Here is a 16032-nt window from a genome sequence, read left to right as displayed (position 1 = left end):
TGATGCCCCGCGTAATGTTCCACGTGAAACACTCCGGTGCCCATTGCCCAGTTCTTCCAAGACTCGCCTGCTGGCCTCGACCAACAGGTCCTCGGCCTTCACCTGGGGGATGTGGCTGGGCAGGCGCTATAGGTGCGGACTTCAGTTTTCGCGCGGATGCATCTGGCCACCTACACGAACCACCAAGTCCTTAATAAATGAATGTTCCACGTGAAACAACACAAGAGCCTTGCTGCGGCATACTCGGTCGACAAGCGACGGGAATGTTTCACGTGGAACATCAGCCCATAACACCGGCAGATGCCGATACTTTCAGAACTGTGGGTCCGTCACCCACGAGCTGTCGCGCTACCTGATAAAGGCCCTTTGGCGCAAAACACACTCCCCAAAATGTTTCACGTGAAACATGCAACCCCTGCCTCTATAATGAGCGCCGAACGCTCTCTTCTTTACCTTCCCCCCATCATGGACTATCCCCGCGAATTCGATGTCATCGTCGTCGGTGGCGGCCACGCCGGCACCGAAGCGGCCCTGGCTGCAGCCCGTACTGGTGCGCAGACGCTGCTGCTCACGCACAACATCGAGACCCTTGGCCAAATGTCTTGCAATCCGTCCATCGGCGGAATCGGCAAGGGCCACCTCGTCAAAGAGGTGGACGCCCTCGGCGGGGCCATGGCACTGGCCACGGATGAGTCCGGCATCCAGTTCCGAATCCTGAACGGCTCGAAGGGGCCGGCTGTCCGTGCCACGCGCGCGCAGGCAGATCGCGTGCTGTATCGCAAGGCCATCCGCGGTCGCCTCGAGAACCAGCCGAACTTGTGGCTGTTTCAACAGGCGGTTGAGGACCTGATGGTGGAGGGCGATCGCGTGGTCGGCGCCGTGACGCAGGTTGGCCTGAAGTTCCGGGCCAAGACGGTGGTGCTGACCGCCGGCACATTCCTGAACGGCCTGATCCACGTTGGCCTGCAGAACTATTCGGGCGGACGCGCCGGCGACCCGCCGGCTATTTCGCTGGGTCAGCGCCTGAAGGAACTGAAGCTTCCCCAAGGCCGCCTCAAGACCGGTACGCCGCCGCGCATTGACGGGCGCACCATTAACTACACCATCCTGGAAGAGCAGCCCGGCGACCTGGACCCGATTCCCGTGTTTTCGTACATGGGCAACGTGGCCATGCATCCGCGCCAGCTGCCGTGCTGGATCACCCACACCAACGCGCGCACGCACGACATCATTCGCGCCGGTCTGGATCGCTCGCCGATGTACAGCGGCGTCATCGAAGGGGTGGGTCCGCGGTATTGCCCGTCCATCGAAGACAAGATCCACCGGTTCGCCGACAAGCAGTCCCACCAGGTGTTTCTTGAACCGGAAGGGCTGGACACGCACGAGGTGTATCCCAACGGCGTCTCCACCAGCTTGCCGTTCGACGTGCAGCTTGATCTGATCCACTCGCTGCCCGGGCTGGAGAATGCGCACATCATGCGGCCCGGCTACGCCATCGAGTACGACTACTTCGATCCACGTGGACTCAAGAGCACGCTCGAGACCAAGGCCATCGAAGGTCTGTACTTCGCCGGCCAGATCAACGGCACCACCGGCTACGAAGAAGCCGCCGCGCAGGGATTGCTGGCTGGCGTGAATGCGGCCCTTAAGGCGCAGGAACGCGAGCAGTGGATCCCGCGCCGCGATGAGGCTTACCTCGGCGTGCTGGTCGATGACCTGGTCACCCGCGGCGTAACCGAACCCTATCGCATGTTCACTTCGCGCGCCGAATATCGTCTTAGCCTGCGCGAAGACAATGCCGATCTACGCCTGACCGAAATCGGCCGGCAGCTCGGAATTGTCGACAATGCGCGTTGGGATGCCTTCAACCGTAAGCGCGACGCGGTGGCGGCCGAAGTCGAGCGCTTGAAGTCGTCATGGGTGAATCCGCGCCTGCTGCCGGCCGAGGTCGCCGAACCGCTGCTTGGCAAGGCAATTGAACGTGAGTACTCACTCGCTGACCTGCTGAAACGGCCTAACGTTTCCTACGAAGCCTTGATGGGCGCCCAAAACGCCGATGGCACGTTGCTCGCTGGCCCGGGGGTCGTTGAAAACGACGTGCTGTCGGAACAGGTCGAGATCCAGGTCAAGTACGCCGGCTACATCGCGCGCCAGCAGGACGAAGTGCAAAAGCACATCGCCCATGAACAACAGCCGATCCCGGCGGACGTGGATTACGACGCTGTGACCAGCCTGTCCTTTGAAGTGCGCCAGAAGCTCAAGACGCATCGTCCGGAAACGATCGGCCAGGCCGCGCGCATTTCCGGCGTCACGCCGGCCGCCATCTCGCTCCTGCTCATTCATCTGAAGCGCCTGCATTACGGCTCGCGCAAGCAAGCGGCATGAGCGCGCCCGCCAATCAGGCCGGCATCGACATGGCCGGCCGACTCACTCGTGCATGCGAGCAGCTTGGCCTGCGCCCCGATGATGACGCCATCGCCAAACTGCTCAATTACCTGGCGCAGATGCAGCGCTGGAATCGCACCTACAACCTGACCGCGATTCGCGATCCGCAGCAGATGCTCGTGCAGCATCTGTTCGACAGTCTCGCGGCCGTAAAGCCCTTCAGCGAGGCGCTGGCCGCGCCCGACGCGCCAGCCAAGGTGTTCGACGTCGGATCGGGCGGCGGCCTGCCTGGCGTCGTCCTGGCGATCATGCAGCCCCATTGGTCCGTGACGTGCGTCGACGCCGTCGAAAAGAAGACCGCGTTCGTGCGCCAGATGAGCGGCGCGCTCGGTTTACCCAACCTGCAATCGCGGCACGCGCGCATTGAAACGCTGGATCCCGCCGAGTGCGACATCGTCACCTCGCGAGCGTTTGCATCATTGGATGATTTTGCGCAACTCGCGGGTCGCCATGTAGCCAAGAATGGTACCCTCGTCGCCATGAAGGGCAAGGTCCCCGAAGAAGAAATCCAGGCGCTGCACGCGCGCGGGGAATGGCAAGTCGACCATATTCAGCCGCTCCAGGTGCCGGAGCTGCAAGCAGAACGCTGCCTGATCTGGATGCGCCGCAGTCAAGGAACCCTATGAAGAACATACCCCCCAGCACATCCGCCCGCGTTTTCTGCATTGCCAATCAGAAGGGCGGCGTGGGCAAGACGACGACCGCCATCAACCTGGCGGCGGGTCTTGCCACGCACAATCAGCGCGTGCTGCTGGTGGATCTGGACCCGCAGGGCAATGCCACGATGGGCAGCGGCATCGACAAGAACTCGCTGGAGTCCAATCTGTACCAGGTGCTGATCGGCGAGACCTCCATCGAGCAGGCGCGCGTGAAGTCCGAGTCCGGCGGTTACGACGTGCTGCCGGCCAACCGCGAACTGTCCGGCGCCGAAATCGATCTGGTGCAAATGGAACAGCGTGAGCGCCAACTGAAGGCCGCCATCGACACCGTCGCGACCCAGTACGACTTCGTGCTCATCGACTGCCCGCCCACGCTGTCCCTGCTTACCTTGAACGGCCTGGCAGCCGCGCATGGCGTCATCATTCCCATGCAGTGCGAATATTTCGCGCTCGAAGGCCTGTCGGACCTCGTCAACACCATCAAGCGCGTGCATCGCAACATCAACGACGACCTGCGCGTCATCGGTTTGCTGCGCGTCATGTTCGATCCGCGCATGACGCTGCAACAGCAGGTGTCCGCGCAGCTGGAATCGCACTTCGGCGACAAGGTCTTCAAGACCGTCGTGCCGCGCAACGTGCGCCTGGCCGAAGCACCCAGTTACGGGATGCCGGGTGTTGTGTATGACCGCGCGTCACGCGGCGCGCAGGCGTATATCTCGTTCGGCGCCGAAATGATCGAACGCGTCAGGAAAGACCTGAACTAGCCGTCCCCGATGCCCGACGCCGCGCTCTTTTTTCCGCCACAGCCAACCCTCTCCACGCCGCCCGCCGACGTGCGCGATGCGCTGCGCGTGCGGCTGGAAGACGCGGCGCTGAACGCCACTGCCGTGGGCGCGCAGGTGATCTATGATGGCTGGCTCGTGCGTTTTGCCCAATCGCCGACCAAGCGGGTCCGAAGCGTCAATGTGCTGGGGTTATCCACACGTCCTTTGGATGAGCGGCTGGCGTATTGTTCATCGTTGTATGCGCGCCAGGGTTTGCCCATGGTGCTGCGCATCACCTCCATCGGCCCCGATTTTTCGCTCGACGCCGAGCTGGAGGCCCGCGGTTATCTCTACACCGGTGAGACTCGCGTCATGAGCACGCCGCTCGCTCCCCGCGCAAGCGTCAGGAGCGATCTGCATTTCAGCATGGTCGATGCCGATCCCTTTGCGGCGGCGGTCGGGGCGCTGCGCGGCTCATCGGCCGCGCACATCGCCGAACACCACGCGCGTCTTGCCGGTCTGGCTGTGGATAAGCAGCCGGTGCTCGCCACCGACGCGGCAGGGCAGTTGGTCGCTGCGGGAATGGCCGTGCGTGAAGGCGACCTGCTTGGCCTGTTCGACATCGTTACCCACCCGGGACATCGGCGCAAAGGTTACGCCGCTGTCCTGGTGGAGCATTTGCTGGCCGAAGGGGCTGCCGGCGGCGCCAGGACGGCCTATCTGCAGGTCGAGCCGGAAAACGTCGCGGCGCGGACCCTGTATGACCGCTACGGATTCAAAGACTGTTACGCGTATTGGTACCGCCTGCCCGCCGAGCAGGCGGACGCCTGAGCCCGGCGCTCAGGATACAAAGACAGAAGGAAAGAGGATTTAATTATGGCCACCAAGAAACCCAAGGGATTGGGTCGCGGACTGGACGCCTTGCTGGGCGCCGATGCGCCCGCAATCGACAACATCGGCAAGGCTGTCGCCAAGCCCGAGGGTCCGCCGTCCACCCTGCCCATCTCGAAGATGCGCGCCGGCAAGTACCAGCCGCGCACGCGCATGGACGAGGGGGCCCTGGGCGAGCTGGCCGAATCGATTCGCATGCAAGGGATCATGCAGCCGATTCTCGTGCGTGCGTTGGGCGATGCGCCCGGCCACTACGAAATCATTGCTGGCGAACGCCGCTTTCGCGCCGCGCAGCTTGCTGGCCTGAAAGAAGTGCCGGTCCTGGTGCGCGAGGTCGCCGATGAAAACGCCGCCGTCATGGCGCTCATCGAAAACATCCAGCGCGAAGACCTGAATCCGCTCGAAGAAGCGCACGGCGTGCGCCGCCTGCTCGATGAGTTCGGCCTGACGCACGAACAGGCTGCGCAGGCTATCGGCCGTTCACGGTCCGCCACCAGCAACTTGCTGCGCCTCTTGAACCTGGCCGCGCCCGTGCAGACCATGCTGCTGGCCGGCGACGTCGACATGGGCCACGCCCGCGCGCTGCTCGCCGTCGATGCGGCCACGCAGATCCAGCTTGCCAATCTCATCATCGCGCGCCGTCTGTCGGTGCGCGAGGCCGAAAAGCTCGTTGCCAAGACGGCCAAGGAAGCCGAAGCCTCGGCGTCGCCCAAGAAAAAGACCAACGGCGTGTCGCGCGACCTGACGCGTCTGGAAGAAGCGCTGTCCGATCATCTGGGCACGCGCGTGGCGCTGAAAGTGGGCGCCAAGGAAAAGGGTCAGATCGTCATCGACTTCCACGGCTGGGAGCACCTGAATTCGCTCCTCGAGCGCCAGGGCCTTTCCGGAGCGGTGGATGCCTGAAAACGCATTGCCCGTCATCGCGGTGCTGGCGACGGGGGGCACGATTGCGGGGGCCCAGGCTGACGCCACGTCCGCCGGCTACAAGTCGGGCACCTTTTCCGTGAATGACCTGCTCGCGGCGGTGCCGCAGCTGGCCGGCATCGCAGAGATCCGCGCCGAGCAGGTAGCCAACGTCGGCAGCCAGAACATGACGCACGACGTCTGGCGCGCGCTGGCGCAGCGCGTGGACACGCTTTGCCAGGACGCCTCGGTGGCAGGCATCGTGATTACCCACGGGACGGACACGCTCGAGGAAACCGCGTATTTCCTCAGCCTGGTGAACCGTCATGACAAGGCCGTCGTGCTGGTTGGCGCCATGCGCCCGGCCACGGCGCTGGGCGCGGAAGGTCCGGCCAATCTGTACAACGCGGTGGCGCTGGCGCGCCATCCCGATGCGCGGGGCCGCGGCCCGCTCGTCGTCATGAACGAAGACATCCATTACGCCCGCGAGATCCAGAAGATCGCCAGCGCCGGCCTGTGCGCGTTTGCATCGCCCAATCGCGGCCGCGCCGGCGTCATGCACGGCGGCGTGCCTTGCTTTTACTCGCGCAATGCCACCACCTGTGGCGCACAAAGCGAGTTTTCACTCGCATTGTTGGAAAAGGCTGGCTGGCCGCGTGTGGACATCGTCTATGCGTATGCCAACCTGCAGGCCGACGTGATCGATTTCCTGGCCAGCGCCGCCGACGGCATCGTGCTGGCGGGCGTGGGCGACGGCAACGCCACCGACCTGGCCATCGAAGGCCTGCGGCGTGCAGCCGACGACGGCGTGGCCGTTGTTCGGTCCAGCCGCACGGGCAGCGGTTTCGTGGCGCGCGATGTCGAAGTCGACGATGCCAGCTTGGGCTTTGTCGCCGCGCGGGACCTGAATCCGCAGAAGGCGCGCATCCTTTTGATGCTCGCGCTGACGATCACTCGCGATCCGGATGCGTTGCAGCAGGTGTTCGACCGTTATTGAACCGTGGGCGGCGGCTCCGTCGCCGCGCCTTGCTGCGCAAGACCCAGGTTGGTCCGCAGCATGTCGTACACCTGCCGCGTCAGCGGATTGATGAGATCACGCCTTATCCACAGGAAGTAGGTCACGTCCGGCAGGGGCGGCAGCCCTTCCTTTTCTCCCAGCACCCGCATCTCCGGCCCCAGCAGTTCCACGCTGCGCGCCGTCACGCCCAGGCCCGCGCGCAGCGCGGCCTTGATCCCCACCAGATTTGGCGCCACGTAGTTCGTGTGCCAGCGCACCTGCGCCTGCTCCAGCGCATTGAGCGCCAGGCGGCGAAAGATGCTGGGTTCGTCCGCCAGCACAAGCGGCACGGGCGCATGGGAATCGTGCATGTAATCGGCGGATGCCAGCCAGACCGTCGGCGACGTGCGCAACGCCACGCCCTCGAAGTCCTGGTCAAAGCGCGTGGAGATCGTCAGGTCGATCTCGCCCGCGCGCAGGGCATCCATCAGGAAAGGACTGCGATCGACCCGGATCTCCAGCTTCACGCGGGGCGCCACGCGTGCGATGTGCGTGAGCAGGGTGGGCAGGATCGTGTCCGCCACGTCCAGGGGCGCACCCAGCCGCAGATCGCCTTCCAGCGGCCCGTCCTGCAACGCCCGCAGCGCTTCATCGTTGATGGCCAGCATGTGCCGGGCGTATTCGACCAGCCGCCGGCCATGCGAGGACAGCACCTTGTTGCGGCCCTGCTTTTCAAACAGCGGCAAACCGATCATCGCCTCGAGCCGCTGCATCTGCTGCGTGATGGCGGACTGCGTCTTGTGCAGCCGGTTGGCGGCCTCGGAAAACGTTTCATGCTGCGCGATGGCCGTCAGCGTGCGAAGCAGGTCCAGGTCTAGATTGCGCATTCGTTCAGCGGGAAATGGTTTCAGGGATAACCCGACACATTAGCAGTCCTAATGGAATGTTCAAGCAATTTAAATTGTTGGCATTCACACCCGGCGATACAGTAAGTGCAATAACTCATGAAACAAGAGGGAACAACGACGTGAGCACCGCACATCCCCAACAGGCCGGCATCGACAGCGCGGTCGAAAATATTAAAAAAACTGTAGGAAATAAGGGCCTGAACCGCGACAGCCTTCAGATCGTCCTGGATGAGCTGGTGGCGTTGGCCGGCAATACCGCCTGGTGGGGCGCCGACCGCTACCCGCCGCCCGAGGGCGACGAACGCCAGGCCCGCTATCTGATCGCCGAAGACGCCGACAAGAGCTATGCGCTGTACCTGAACGTCATGCGCCCGGGCAAGAAGATCGTGCCGCACAACCACACCACCTGGGCGTGTATCGCGGCGGTCGAGGGCGTCGAATACAACTATGTGTACGACCGCCTGGACGACGGTTCGCAGCCGGGCGTTGGCAAGCTGGCGCAGATCGATACCGTGGTGGTGGGCCCCGGCACCGGCATCGCGCTGATGCCCGACGATATCCACGCGGTGGAAATCCAGGGCGACAGCGTCATCCGCCATCTGCACATGTACGGACGCGCGCTGGAAACGCTGGACCAACGCCTGGGCTTCGACCTGGAGACCGGCACCTGCAAGATCATGCCGATCGGCGTGCAGACGCGGCGCTGATCATGAGCAAGCCCTTCCGGTCCGCAACGCGCCTGCTGCGCGCAGGACGTCCTCATCAAGGCTGGGTCAACACGCCGGTCACGCGCGCCAGCACGTATGTCTTTGAGAGCGTAGAAGCGTGGCGCGACACGCGGGCGCGCCGCGAACAGGAGCGTCTGCCCTCCTATGGCGCGCGGGGCACCGACAGCACGCACGCCCTGGAAGACGCGCTCGTCGAACTGGAAGCGGGCTATCGCGCCAAGCTTTATCCCACGGGCCAGGCCGCAATCGCCACCGTGCTGCTTGCCTATCTGCGCGCCGGCGATCATGTGCTAGTGACAGACGCCGTGTATGAGCCGGTGCGCCGGTTCTGCGCCGAACACCTGACGCGCCTGGGGATCGAATTCACGTACTACCGGCCGGATGCCGCTGGCATCGAGGCGCTGATCCGGCCCAATACCCGCATGATCTACGCGGAGTCGCCGGGGTCGCTGACCTACGAAATGCCGGGCCTCACCGAGTTATCCACAACCGCGAGAAAACACGATTGCTGGCTGGCTGTGGACAACACGTGGGCGTCCGGTCTGGTGCAAAAACCGCTCGCATTGGGCGCCGACATGTCCATTCTGGCCGCGACGAAGTATCTGGGCGGCCATGCCGACGTGATGATGGGCGCCGTCGTCACGAACGAGCGCGCATGGCGGGCGCTGGAACGCGCAACCATCGATTTCGGCCAGACGGTCGGCGCCGACGACGCCTTCCTGGTGTTGCGCGGCATGCGCACGCTGCCCCTGCGCATGGCGCAGCACGCCCGCAGCGCGCTCCGGATCTCCCAGTGGCTCAAGGCGCGTCCGGAAGTCGCGCGCGTTTTGAATCCTGCTCTGCCTGGCGATCCCTCCCATGCAATCTGGCGGCGCGATTGCACCGGCGCCAACGGCCTGCTGACGCTGGAACTGTCTGACACCTATACCGAGGCCGACGCCGAGCGCTTCATCGACAGCCTGCAGCTATTCGGCATCGGCGCCTCGTGGGGCGGCTTTGAAAGCCTGGTGATTCCGGTGAACTTGCGGGCTGCGCGCTCGCTGCCGGGCCTTGAGGCGCGCGGTCCCATGCTGCGCCTGCACATCGGCCTGGAAGATCCTGACGACCTGATCGCCGACCTTGACCGCGGCCTGGCCGCACTGACTCAACCCATCCGTTCCCTCCGAATCTCATGATGCAGCCGTATAACGACCCCACCTTCGCCGACGTCGATTCGCACACGCTCAAGCAGTGGTTGCACGACGGCCGCGAGATCGCGCTTCTGGACGTGCGCGAGCATGGCCAGTATGGCGAGTCGCATCTGTTCTACGCCGCGCCGGTCCCGTACAGCCGCCTTGAAGTCGACATCGTCCGCCTCGCGCCTCGCCGCAGCGTGCGCGTCGTGGTCTACGACGAGGGGGGCGAGGACGACACCGCGGCCCGCGCCGCGCGCGCCCTTGGCGTGCTGGGCTACACGGATGTGCACCGCCTGGCCGGCGGCATCGCGCAATGGCAGCGCGACGGTTATGCCGCATTCGCAGGCGTGAACGTTCCCAGCAAAACGTTTGGCGAACTCGCCGAAGAGGTTTTCCACACCCCGCGCATCGGCGCCCGCGAACTGGCCGAACGCCAGCGCCGGGGCGACGACCTTATCGTGCTGGACGGCCGGCCCTTCGCCGAATACCAGAAGATGAGCATTCCCGGCGGCATCTGCTGCCCCAACGGCGAACTGGCGCTGCGCGCCCACACGCTGGCTGCGCGGCCGGACACCACCATCGTGGTGAACTGCGCGGGCCGCACGCGCAGCATCATCGGCGCGCAGACGCTCATCAACCTGGGTGTGCCCAATCCGGTCTACGCCCTGGAGAACGGCACGCAGGGCTGGTATCTGGAAGACCTGCAGCTCGAGCACGGCGCGCGCCGCCGGTATCCGGATGACGTCACGCCTGAAGACGTGCCGGCGCTGGCGCAGCGTTCCGCGCAGCTCGCCCAGCGTCACGGCGTGCCGTCGGCCAACGCCGCGCAGGTGCAGGACTGGCTGCGCGACCCGCAGCGCACCACGTTCCTGTGCGATGTGCGCAGCGCCGAAGAGTTCGCGAAGGGATCGTTGCCCGGCGCGCAGCATGCGCCTGGCGGGCAACTCATTCAGGCGACGGACCAGTACATCGCCGTGCGCGGCGCCCGCATCGTCATGTTCGATGGCGAAGGCGTGCGCGCGCCGGTCGTCGCCAGCTGGCTCCGGCAGATGGGATGGGACGCCTGCACGCTCGAAGAAGGCACCGGCGCCGTCCTGGCCCACGCGCCGGCCCAGCCCGAGGCGCCCGCGCTTGCACTGCTGTCCGATGTGGCCTTGGCCGAAGTCCTGAAGCAGGGTGCCCAGATTGTCGACATTCGGCCCAGCATGCGGTATCGCGCGAGCCACGTGGCCGGCGCCCGCTGGTCCATCCGTCCGCGGCTGCATCGTCTGGCGCTCGATCCCGCGCGTCCTGTCGTGCTGCTGGCCGAAGATGTCGCCTTGGCGGCCTGGGCGGCACGCGATCTGGCGGCCTTGGGCATCGATGACGTCAAGGCCAATACGGGCACGCCGAACAGCTGGTCCGCTCAAGGCATTTCGCTGGAGACGACGCCCGCCGATCCGCCCGACAGCGATTGCATCGACTACCTGTTTTTTGTGCACGACCGCCACGACGGGAACAAGGCCGCCGCGCGGCAGTACCTCGCCTGGGAAACCAATCTCGTCAAGCAGATCGACGACCGGGAACGCGCCGCGTACCGGTTCCCGGCCAGCTGACACCGCCGCCGCGCGTTTGCGCGGCGCCACCCGCTTCAACCTGATCAGGACGCCCCGGCGGCAATCGCCGCCGGGGTGCGGACGGTTCGTGGAGAACCGGAATGCAAAGGACGGCCGAGTATCCGGCCGCCATCTCAAGGGGAAATCCAGATGAAGCATCACGCATTGCAAGCTTGCAAGACGGCCGCGGTGGCAGCGGCAGCCCTCGCGTGGGGGTTCGCCGCCCATGCCCAGACGCCGGCGCCGCTGGCGGACTATCCGAAGCAGGCCATCACCGTTGTCTCGCCGTTCCCGCCGGGCGGCGGCAACGACGGCGTCGCACGCTTGATCGCGCAGGAGCTGGGCGCCATCACGGGTCAAAGCGTGGTTGTCGAAAACCGCTCGGGGGCGGGCGGCAACGTCGGCACGGCGCAGGTGTCCCGCGCCAAGCCTGACGGCTACACCCTCGTGATGTCGCAGACCAGCGTCATGGCCGTCAATCCGCGCCTGTACAAGAACGTGGGCTTCGATCCGCTGAAGGACTTCGTGCCCATTTCGCAGATCACCTCGGCGCCGCTGGTGCTCGTCTCGCGCGCGGACGGCCCGTACAAGACGCTGGACGATTATCTTGCGGCCGCACGCAAGCAGCCTGGGGTCATCACCTACGCGACGCCGGGCAACGGCACGATGAGCCATCTGATGGGCGCGCTGGTTTCCCAGAAGGCCAACGTCAAGCTGGTGCATGTGCCGTATCGCGGCGCGGCGCCGGCGGTCACGGACCTGCTGGGCGGCACCGTCGACATGCTGATCACCTCGCCAGCATCGGCCGAACCCATGGTGGCGGCCGGAAAACTGCAGATTCTCGCGATGAGTCACGGCGATGGCGTGGGCATCTTCAAGCGCGCGCCCACGTTGAAGCAGGCCGGTCTGGAAGGCATCACCGCGGATGACTGGTACGGCTTGTTCGCGCCCGCGGGAACGCCGCCCGAGCGCATCGCTTATCTGGCTCAGGCCGTGGAGCAGGCCATGAAGTCGCCCGCCGTGATCGCCAAGATCAACAGCGGCGGCAGCCAACCCGTGGGCAGCGCGCCCGCGGCCTTCAAGAGCCGGCTGCAGCAGGACACCACGTATTGGGCCGACATGGTGAAGACGGCGGGCGTGTCGCTCGATTGAACGGCATGTTTGCCAACGCGGAGCAAGGTGTCTAGACTGGAAACGCCTGCGTGCAGGCGTTCCGTCGGCGCACTGATCCTCCGCGCGCCCCTCCTGGAGGGCATCGATGCAGACTTCCTCGGCCTTGTCGGCGCCGCAGCTCGCGGCGTATGCCGCGTTCGCGCAGTCGCTGGCGGATCGCGCCCGGCCCCTGTCGCGCAAGTGGTTCCGGCATCCGCTTGATGTCGACACCAAGGCCGATGACAGTCCCGTCACGCAGGCGGACAGGCAGGTCGAGGCGGCGCTGCGCGAAGCCATCGCCGCGCATCATCCCGGACACGGCATATTCGGTGAAGAATTCGGCGCCTCTCATGCCGATGCCGAATTCGTATGGTCGCTCGACCCCATCGACGGCACCCGCGCCTTCATCTCGGGCAATCCGCTGTGGGGCACGCTGCTTGCGCTGCTGCACCGCGGCAGGCCGGTGTTGGGGCTGATCGACATTCCCATGCTCGACGAACGCTGGATCGGCGTGGCGCACGCGCCATCGCAATTGAACGGCGAGCCGTGCGCGACGCGCGCATGCACCGACCTCGACAGCGCCATCCTGTATGCCACCGCGCCCGACATCTTCACGGGCGCCGAGCTGGCCGCTTTCGACCACTTGGCAGCCAAGACACGCATGCGCCGCTATGGCGGCGACTGCTATAGCTATGGGCTTCTCGCCAGCGGTCACGTCGACCTCGTCGTGGAGGCGGGGCTGCAACCCTACGATTACCTTGCCCTTGCGCCCGTGATCGAAGGCGCTGGCGGCGTCATGACGGATTGGGCAGGGCAGCCGCTCGGTTTCGCTTCAAAGGGCCGCGTGATCGCGGCCGCCACGCCTGCGCTGCATCGCCAGGCGATGCAGGTGCTGGGGGCGGCCATGGCCTGACCGGCGCGCCGCCCGCCCGCAGTTCCACGCAACGCTTCAGCCATAAGGTGAACGAGCATGCATGCACTAGGGGTAGCAACGGTGGAAGACGCAGAGCGGCTGGTGCAGGCCAGCCCGCTCTCGCATATCAAGATCGGCCTGTCCGATGTGGACGGCGTCATGCTGGGCAAGTACCTGAGGCGCGACAAATTCCTGGGCGCGCTGCGTTCCGGGCTCGCGTTCTGCGACGTGGTGCTGGGGTGGGACCTGGACGATCAGCTCTACGACAACACCCGGTACACCGGCTGGCACACCGCATACCCCGACGCAAAAATGCGCATCGTGCCGCAAAGCGCGCGCCGTCTTACGCTGGAACAAGGCCCCGGCGGCGAAGACATGCTGCTATTCCTGGCGGAATTCGAGGGCGATGCCGCCGCCATCTGTCCGCGCCGCCTGCTGCACCGCGTGATCGATCGCGCGGCGGACATGGGATTCGATGCCTATGCCGCGCTGGAGTACGAATTCTTCATGTTCCGCGAGACGCCGCACTCCGTGCGCGCCAAGCACTACCGCAACATGGAGAACTGGACGCCGGGCAATTTCGGGTATTCGGTTCTGCGCAGCACGGTCGAGGGCGACTTCTATCGCAAGCTGCTCGACATGTGCGAGCGCATGGACATGCCCATCGAAGGCCTGCACACCGAGACCGGGCCGGGCGTGCTGGAGGCCGCGCTTGCCGTGGACCATGCGGCCGCGGCCGGCGACAAGGCGTTTCTGTTCAAGACGTTCGCCAAGGCGCTTGCGCAACAGAACGGCCTGATGGCCACCTTCATGGCGAAATGGTCGCACGACCACCCGGGTCAAAGCGGCCATATTCACCTGTCTCTGCGCGACCGCAAGACGGGGCGTTCGGCCTTCTACGACGAGTCGCAGCCACATGGCGTCGGCAACCTGCAGGCCGCCTTCATGGCGGGCGTGCAGCGGTACCTTCCCGAATTCATGGCCTTGTACGCGCAAACCATCAACAGCTATTCGCGCCTGGTGCCCGGCTATTGGGCGCCGCTGGACGCCACGTGGGGGATGGAAAACAGGACGACGGCACTGCGCCTCATCCCGGGCAGCGACAAATCGCAGCGTGTCGAAGTGCGCATCGGATCGGCCGACGCCAATCCCTATCTGGCGCTGGCCGCGGCGCTCGCCTCCGGGTTGTACGGCATCGAGCAAGGGCTGTCGCCCGAGCCCATGGTGCAGGGCAATGCCTATACGCAGGAGTTTCCCGCGCATCTGCATCTGCCCACGACCTTGTGGGAAGCCGCGCAGCGTCTTCGCGGCTCCGACGCCGCGCGGCTGCTGTTCGGCGACGCCTTCGTCGAGCACTACGCCGCGACGCGCGAATGGGAAGAGCGGCAGTTCCGGCGTCATGTGACCGACTGGGAGCTTGCGCGCTACTTCGAAATCATCTGAACCCGTCCATTGCCATCAGGGTAGCCATGACCCACGAACTCATCACCATCAGCCCCGTCGACGGACGTCCGGTCGTGCGCCGCGCGTACGCCAGCGAAGCGCAGATCTCGCAGGCGCTGGCCAACGCGCAGGGCGCGCAGCCGGCGTGGCATGCGCTCGGCATCCAGGCGCGGGGGCGCATCGTGGCGGCTGCGGTGGACCATGTCGTGGCGGCCAAGGATGAAATTGCGCGTGCGATCACCATTCAGATGGGCCGTCCGCTGCGCGACGCACCCGGCGAAGTCGACGGCTTCGCCGCCCGCGCGCGCCACATGATCGCCATCGCCGACGATGCCCTCGCGCCCATTGCCGCGCCCGCGCAGCCAGGCTTTACGCGCTTCATCAGCCGCGAGCCCATCGGCGTGGTGCTCACCATCGCACCGTGGAACTATCCGCTGCTGACCGCGGTGAACAGCATCGTGCCCGCACTGATGGCGGGCAACACCGTCATTCTCAAGCATTCAGACCAGACGCCGCTGTGCGCCGAGCTCATCGATCGCGCATTCCGAGACGCGGGGGCGCCAAGAGGCGTTTTTCAATACCTGCACGCCAGCCACGACATCACGCAACGGCTGATCCGCGCGCCGGAGATCGGCTATGTGTCCTTCACGGGCTCGGTCCGGGGAGGGCGCATCGTCGAGGAAAGCGCGGTGGGCCGCTTTATCGGCGTCGGACTGGAACTGGGCGGCAACGACCCAGCCTACGTGCGCGAGGACGCCAATTTGGACGCCGCGGCAGAGACGCTCGTCGATGGCGCGTTCTTCAACGCGGGCCAGTCGTGTTGCGGCATTCAGCGCATCTACGTGGCGCGTGGCGTGCACGACGCCTTCGTCGAGCGCGCCGCTGCGTTAACGCAGCGCTACGTGCTGGGCAATCCGTTGCAGCTGGACACGACGCTTGGCCCTGTCGTGCGCGCCCGCGCTGCGGCCGAGATCCGGGAAGTGATCGCGCAAGCCGTCGGCGCCGGCGCTGTAAACGTGATCGATAACTCGCATTTCAAAAAAGCGAGTGAAAGCTCACCTAATGCGAGTGAAAGCTCTTGTTATGTCGCGCCCGCGTTGCTGACGCAGGTCGACCACCGCATGCGCATCATGAGCGAGGAGTGTTTCGGTCCGGTTGCCGGCATCATGCCGGTCGACAGCGACGAACAGGCCATCGCGCTGATGAACGACAGTCCGTACGGATTGACGGCTGCCGTCTTCACGCAGGACGAAGCGGCCGCATTGCGTATCGGCGGGCAGGTGCGCGCGGGCACGTTCTTCATGAACCGATGCGACTACCTCGACCCGGCACTCGCGTGGACGGGCGTCAAGGAGTCGGGCCGCGGCGTGTCCTTGTCCAAGCTCGGCTACGAACCGCTCACCCAGGCCAAATCCTTCCATTTGCGCAACCTCTAAAGGCGGCGCCACCAGGAACCGAA

At 65.2% G+C, this 16032-nt stretch carries 14 protein-coding genes; 13 read left to right on the top strand and 1 reads right to left on the bottom strand.

The annotated features are described in order from the left end of the window. The first annotated feature begins 465 nt into the window (after positions 1-465). Genes mnmG through QEP15_RS25765 form a run of 6 tightly spaced genes read left to right on the top strand, consistent with a single transcriptional unit; the run spans position 466 to position 6659 of the window. Positions 466-2385, top strand: coding sequence for a tRNA uridine-5-carboxymethylaminomethyl(34) synthesis enzyme MnmG (gene mnmG / locus QEP15_RS25790; protein WP_280148956.1), 1920 nt, complete (start codon positions 466-468; stop codon positions 2383-2385). Further along, on the top strand, positions 2382-3071 hold the full coding sequence (rsmG, locus tag QEP15_RS25785; RefSeq protein ID WP_056320584.1) for a 16S rRNA (guanine(527)-N(7))-methyltransferase RsmG: 690 nt from the start codon (positions 2382-2384) through the stop codon (positions 3069-3071). Before mnmG ends, rsmG begins: the two co-directional genes overlap by 4 nt. Continuing rightward, complete coding sequence (locus QEP15_RS25780) at positions 3068-3868, top strand: ParA family protein (RefSeq protein ID WP_056320583.1); 801 nt, start codon at positions 3068-3070, stop codon at positions 3866-3868. Before rsmG ends, QEP15_RS25780 begins: the two co-directional genes overlap by 4 nt. A 9-nt stretch (positions 3869-3877) precedes the next feature. After that, the gene (locus QEP15_RS25775; protein WP_280148248.1) at positions 3878-4699 is read left to right on the top strand and encodes a GNAT family N-acetyltransferase; all 822 of its coding nucleotides are present in this window, start codon (positions 3878-3880) and stop codon (positions 4697-4699) included. A gap of 45 nt (positions 4700-4744) precedes the next feature. Further along, the gene (locus QEP15_RS25770; RefSeq protein ID WP_056320576.1) at positions 4745-5662 is read left to right on the top strand and encodes a ParB/RepB/Spo0J family partition protein; all 918 of its coding nucleotides are present in this window, start codon (positions 4745-4747) and stop codon (positions 5660-5662) included. After that, a complete protein-coding gene (locus tag QEP15_RS25765; protein WP_180097021.1) occupies positions 5655-6659 on the top strand; it encodes an asparaginase in 1005 nt (334 codons plus the stop codon). The genes QEP15_RS25770 and QEP15_RS25765 overlap by 8 nt, the downstream gene beginning before the upstream one ends. Here QEP15_RS25765 and QEP15_RS25760 read toward each other — a convergent pair. After that, complete coding sequence (locus QEP15_RS25760; protein WP_226847613.1) at positions 6653-7546, bottom strand: LysR substrate-binding domain-containing protein; 894 nt, start codon at positions 7544-7546, stop codon at positions 6653-6655. The two genes, QEP15_RS25765 and QEP15_RS25760, sit on opposite strands and share 7 nt — an antisense overlap. 140 nt (positions 7547-7686) lie before the next feature. Between QEP15_RS25760 and QEP15_RS25755 the strand changes: the two genes are divergently transcribed. From QEP15_RS25755 to QEP15_RS25725, 7 genes are all read left to right on the top strand, one after another. Beyond that, positions 7687-8274, top strand: a complete 588-nt coding sequence (locus QEP15_RS25755) for a cysteine dioxygenase family protein (protein ID WP_152383023.1) — start codon at positions 7687-7689, stop codon at positions 8272-8274. Between the two features lie 2 nt (positions 8275-8276). Next, complete coding sequence (gene metC, locus QEP15_RS25750; RefSeq protein WP_280148247.1) at positions 8277-9470, top strand: cystathionine beta-lyase; 1194 nt, start codon at positions 8277-8279, stop codon at positions 9468-9470. Further along, positions 9470-11065, top strand: coding sequence for a rhodanese-like domain-containing protein (locus QEP15_RS25745; RefSeq protein WP_280148955.1), 1596 nt, complete (start codon positions 9470-9472; stop codon positions 11063-11065). Before metC ends, QEP15_RS25745 begins: the two co-directional genes overlap by 1 nt. A gap of 150 nt (positions 11066-11215) precedes the next feature. Continuing rightward, a complete protein-coding gene (locus QEP15_RS25740; RefSeq protein ID WP_180097025.1) occupies positions 11216-12217 on the top strand; it encodes a Bug family tripartite tricarboxylate transporter substrate binding protein in 1002 nt (333 codons plus the stop codon). A 106-nt stretch (positions 12218-12323) separates the two neighbouring features. Beyond that, complete coding sequence (gene hisN / locus QEP15_RS25735; protein WP_280148246.1) at positions 12324-13130, top strand: histidinol-phosphatase; 807 nt, start codon at positions 12324-12326, stop codon at positions 13128-13130. A 57-nt stretch (positions 13131-13187) separates the two neighbouring features. Next, a complete protein-coding gene (locus QEP15_RS25730) occupies positions 13188-14573 on the top strand; it encodes a glutamine synthetase family protein (protein ID WP_180097029.1) in 1386 nt (461 codons plus the stop codon). 26 nt (positions 14574-14599) lie between these two features. Next, positions 14600-16009: an aldehyde dehydrogenase family protein gene (locus QEP15_RS25725; RefSeq protein WP_280148245.1), complete on the top strand. Its 1410-nt coding sequence runs from the start codon at positions 14600-14602 to the stop codon at positions 16007-16009. The last annotated feature ends 23 nt before the right edge of the window (positions 16010-16032 follow it).

Origin of the sequence: Achromobacter mucicolens (assembly GCF_029866465.1) — a bacterium.
GTDB lineage: Bacteria > Pseudomonadota > Gammaproteobacteria > Burkholderiales > Burkholderiaceae_B > Achromobacter > Achromobacter mucicolens.
The sequence above is the reverse complement of the archived record's forward strand: the minus strand, read 5'-3'. Positions and strand labels throughout refer to the sequence as shown.

Excerpts from the sequence above, each read along its gene's own strand:
- QEP15_RS25740 (WP_180097025.1), top strand. The coding sequence starts at position 11,216 with ATGAAGCATCACGCATTGCAAGCTTGCAAGACGGCCGCGGTGGCAGCG.
- QEP15_RS25745 (WP_280148955.1), top strand. The coding sequence starts at position 9,470 with ATGCAGCCGTATAACGACCCCACCTTCGCCGACGTCGATTCGCACACG.
- QEP15_RS25730 (WP_180097029.1), top strand. The coding sequence starts at position 13,188 with ATGCATGCACTAGGGGTAGCAACGGTGGAAGACGCAGAGCGGCTGGTG.
- QEP15_RS25765 (WP_180097021.1), top strand. The coding sequence starts at position 5,655 with ATGCCTGAAAACGCATTGCCCGTCATCGCGGTGCTGGCGACGGGGGGC.
- QEP15_RS25725 (WP_280148245.1), top strand. The coding sequence starts at position 14,600 with ATGACCCACGAACTCATCACCATCAGCCCCGTCGACGGACGTCCGGTC.
- QEP15_RS25775 (WP_280148248.1), top strand. The coding sequence starts at position 3,878 with ATGCCCGACGCCGCGCTCTTTTTTCCGCCACAGCCAACCCTCTCCACG.
- QEP15_RS25780 (WP_056320583.1), top strand. The coding sequence starts at position 3,068 with ATGAAGAACATACCCCCCAGCACATCCGCCCGCGTTTTCTGCATTGCC.
- mnmG (WP_280148956.1), top strand. The coding sequence starts at position 466 with ATGGACTATCCCCGCGAATTCGATGTCATCGTCGTCGGTGGCGGCCAC.
- hisN (WP_280148246.1), top strand. The coding sequence starts at position 12,324 with ATGCAGACTTCCTCGGCCTTGTCGGCGCCGCAGCTCGCGGCGTATGCC.
- rsmG (WP_056320584.1), top strand. The coding sequence starts at position 2,382 with ATGAGCGCGCCCGCCAATCAGGCCGGCATCGACATGGCCGGCCGACTC.
- QEP15_RS25770 (WP_056320576.1), top strand. The coding sequence starts at position 4,745 with ATGGCCACCAAGAAACCCAAGGGATTGGGTCGCGGACTGGACGCCTTG.
- QEP15_RS25760 (WP_226847613.1), bottom strand. The coding sequence starts at position 7,546 with ATGCGCAATCTAGACCTGGACCTGCTTCGCACGCTGACGGCCATCGCG.
- metC (WP_280148247.1), top strand. The coding sequence starts at position 8,277 with ATGAGCAAGCCCTTCCGGTCCGCAACGCGCCTGCTGCGCGCAGGACGT.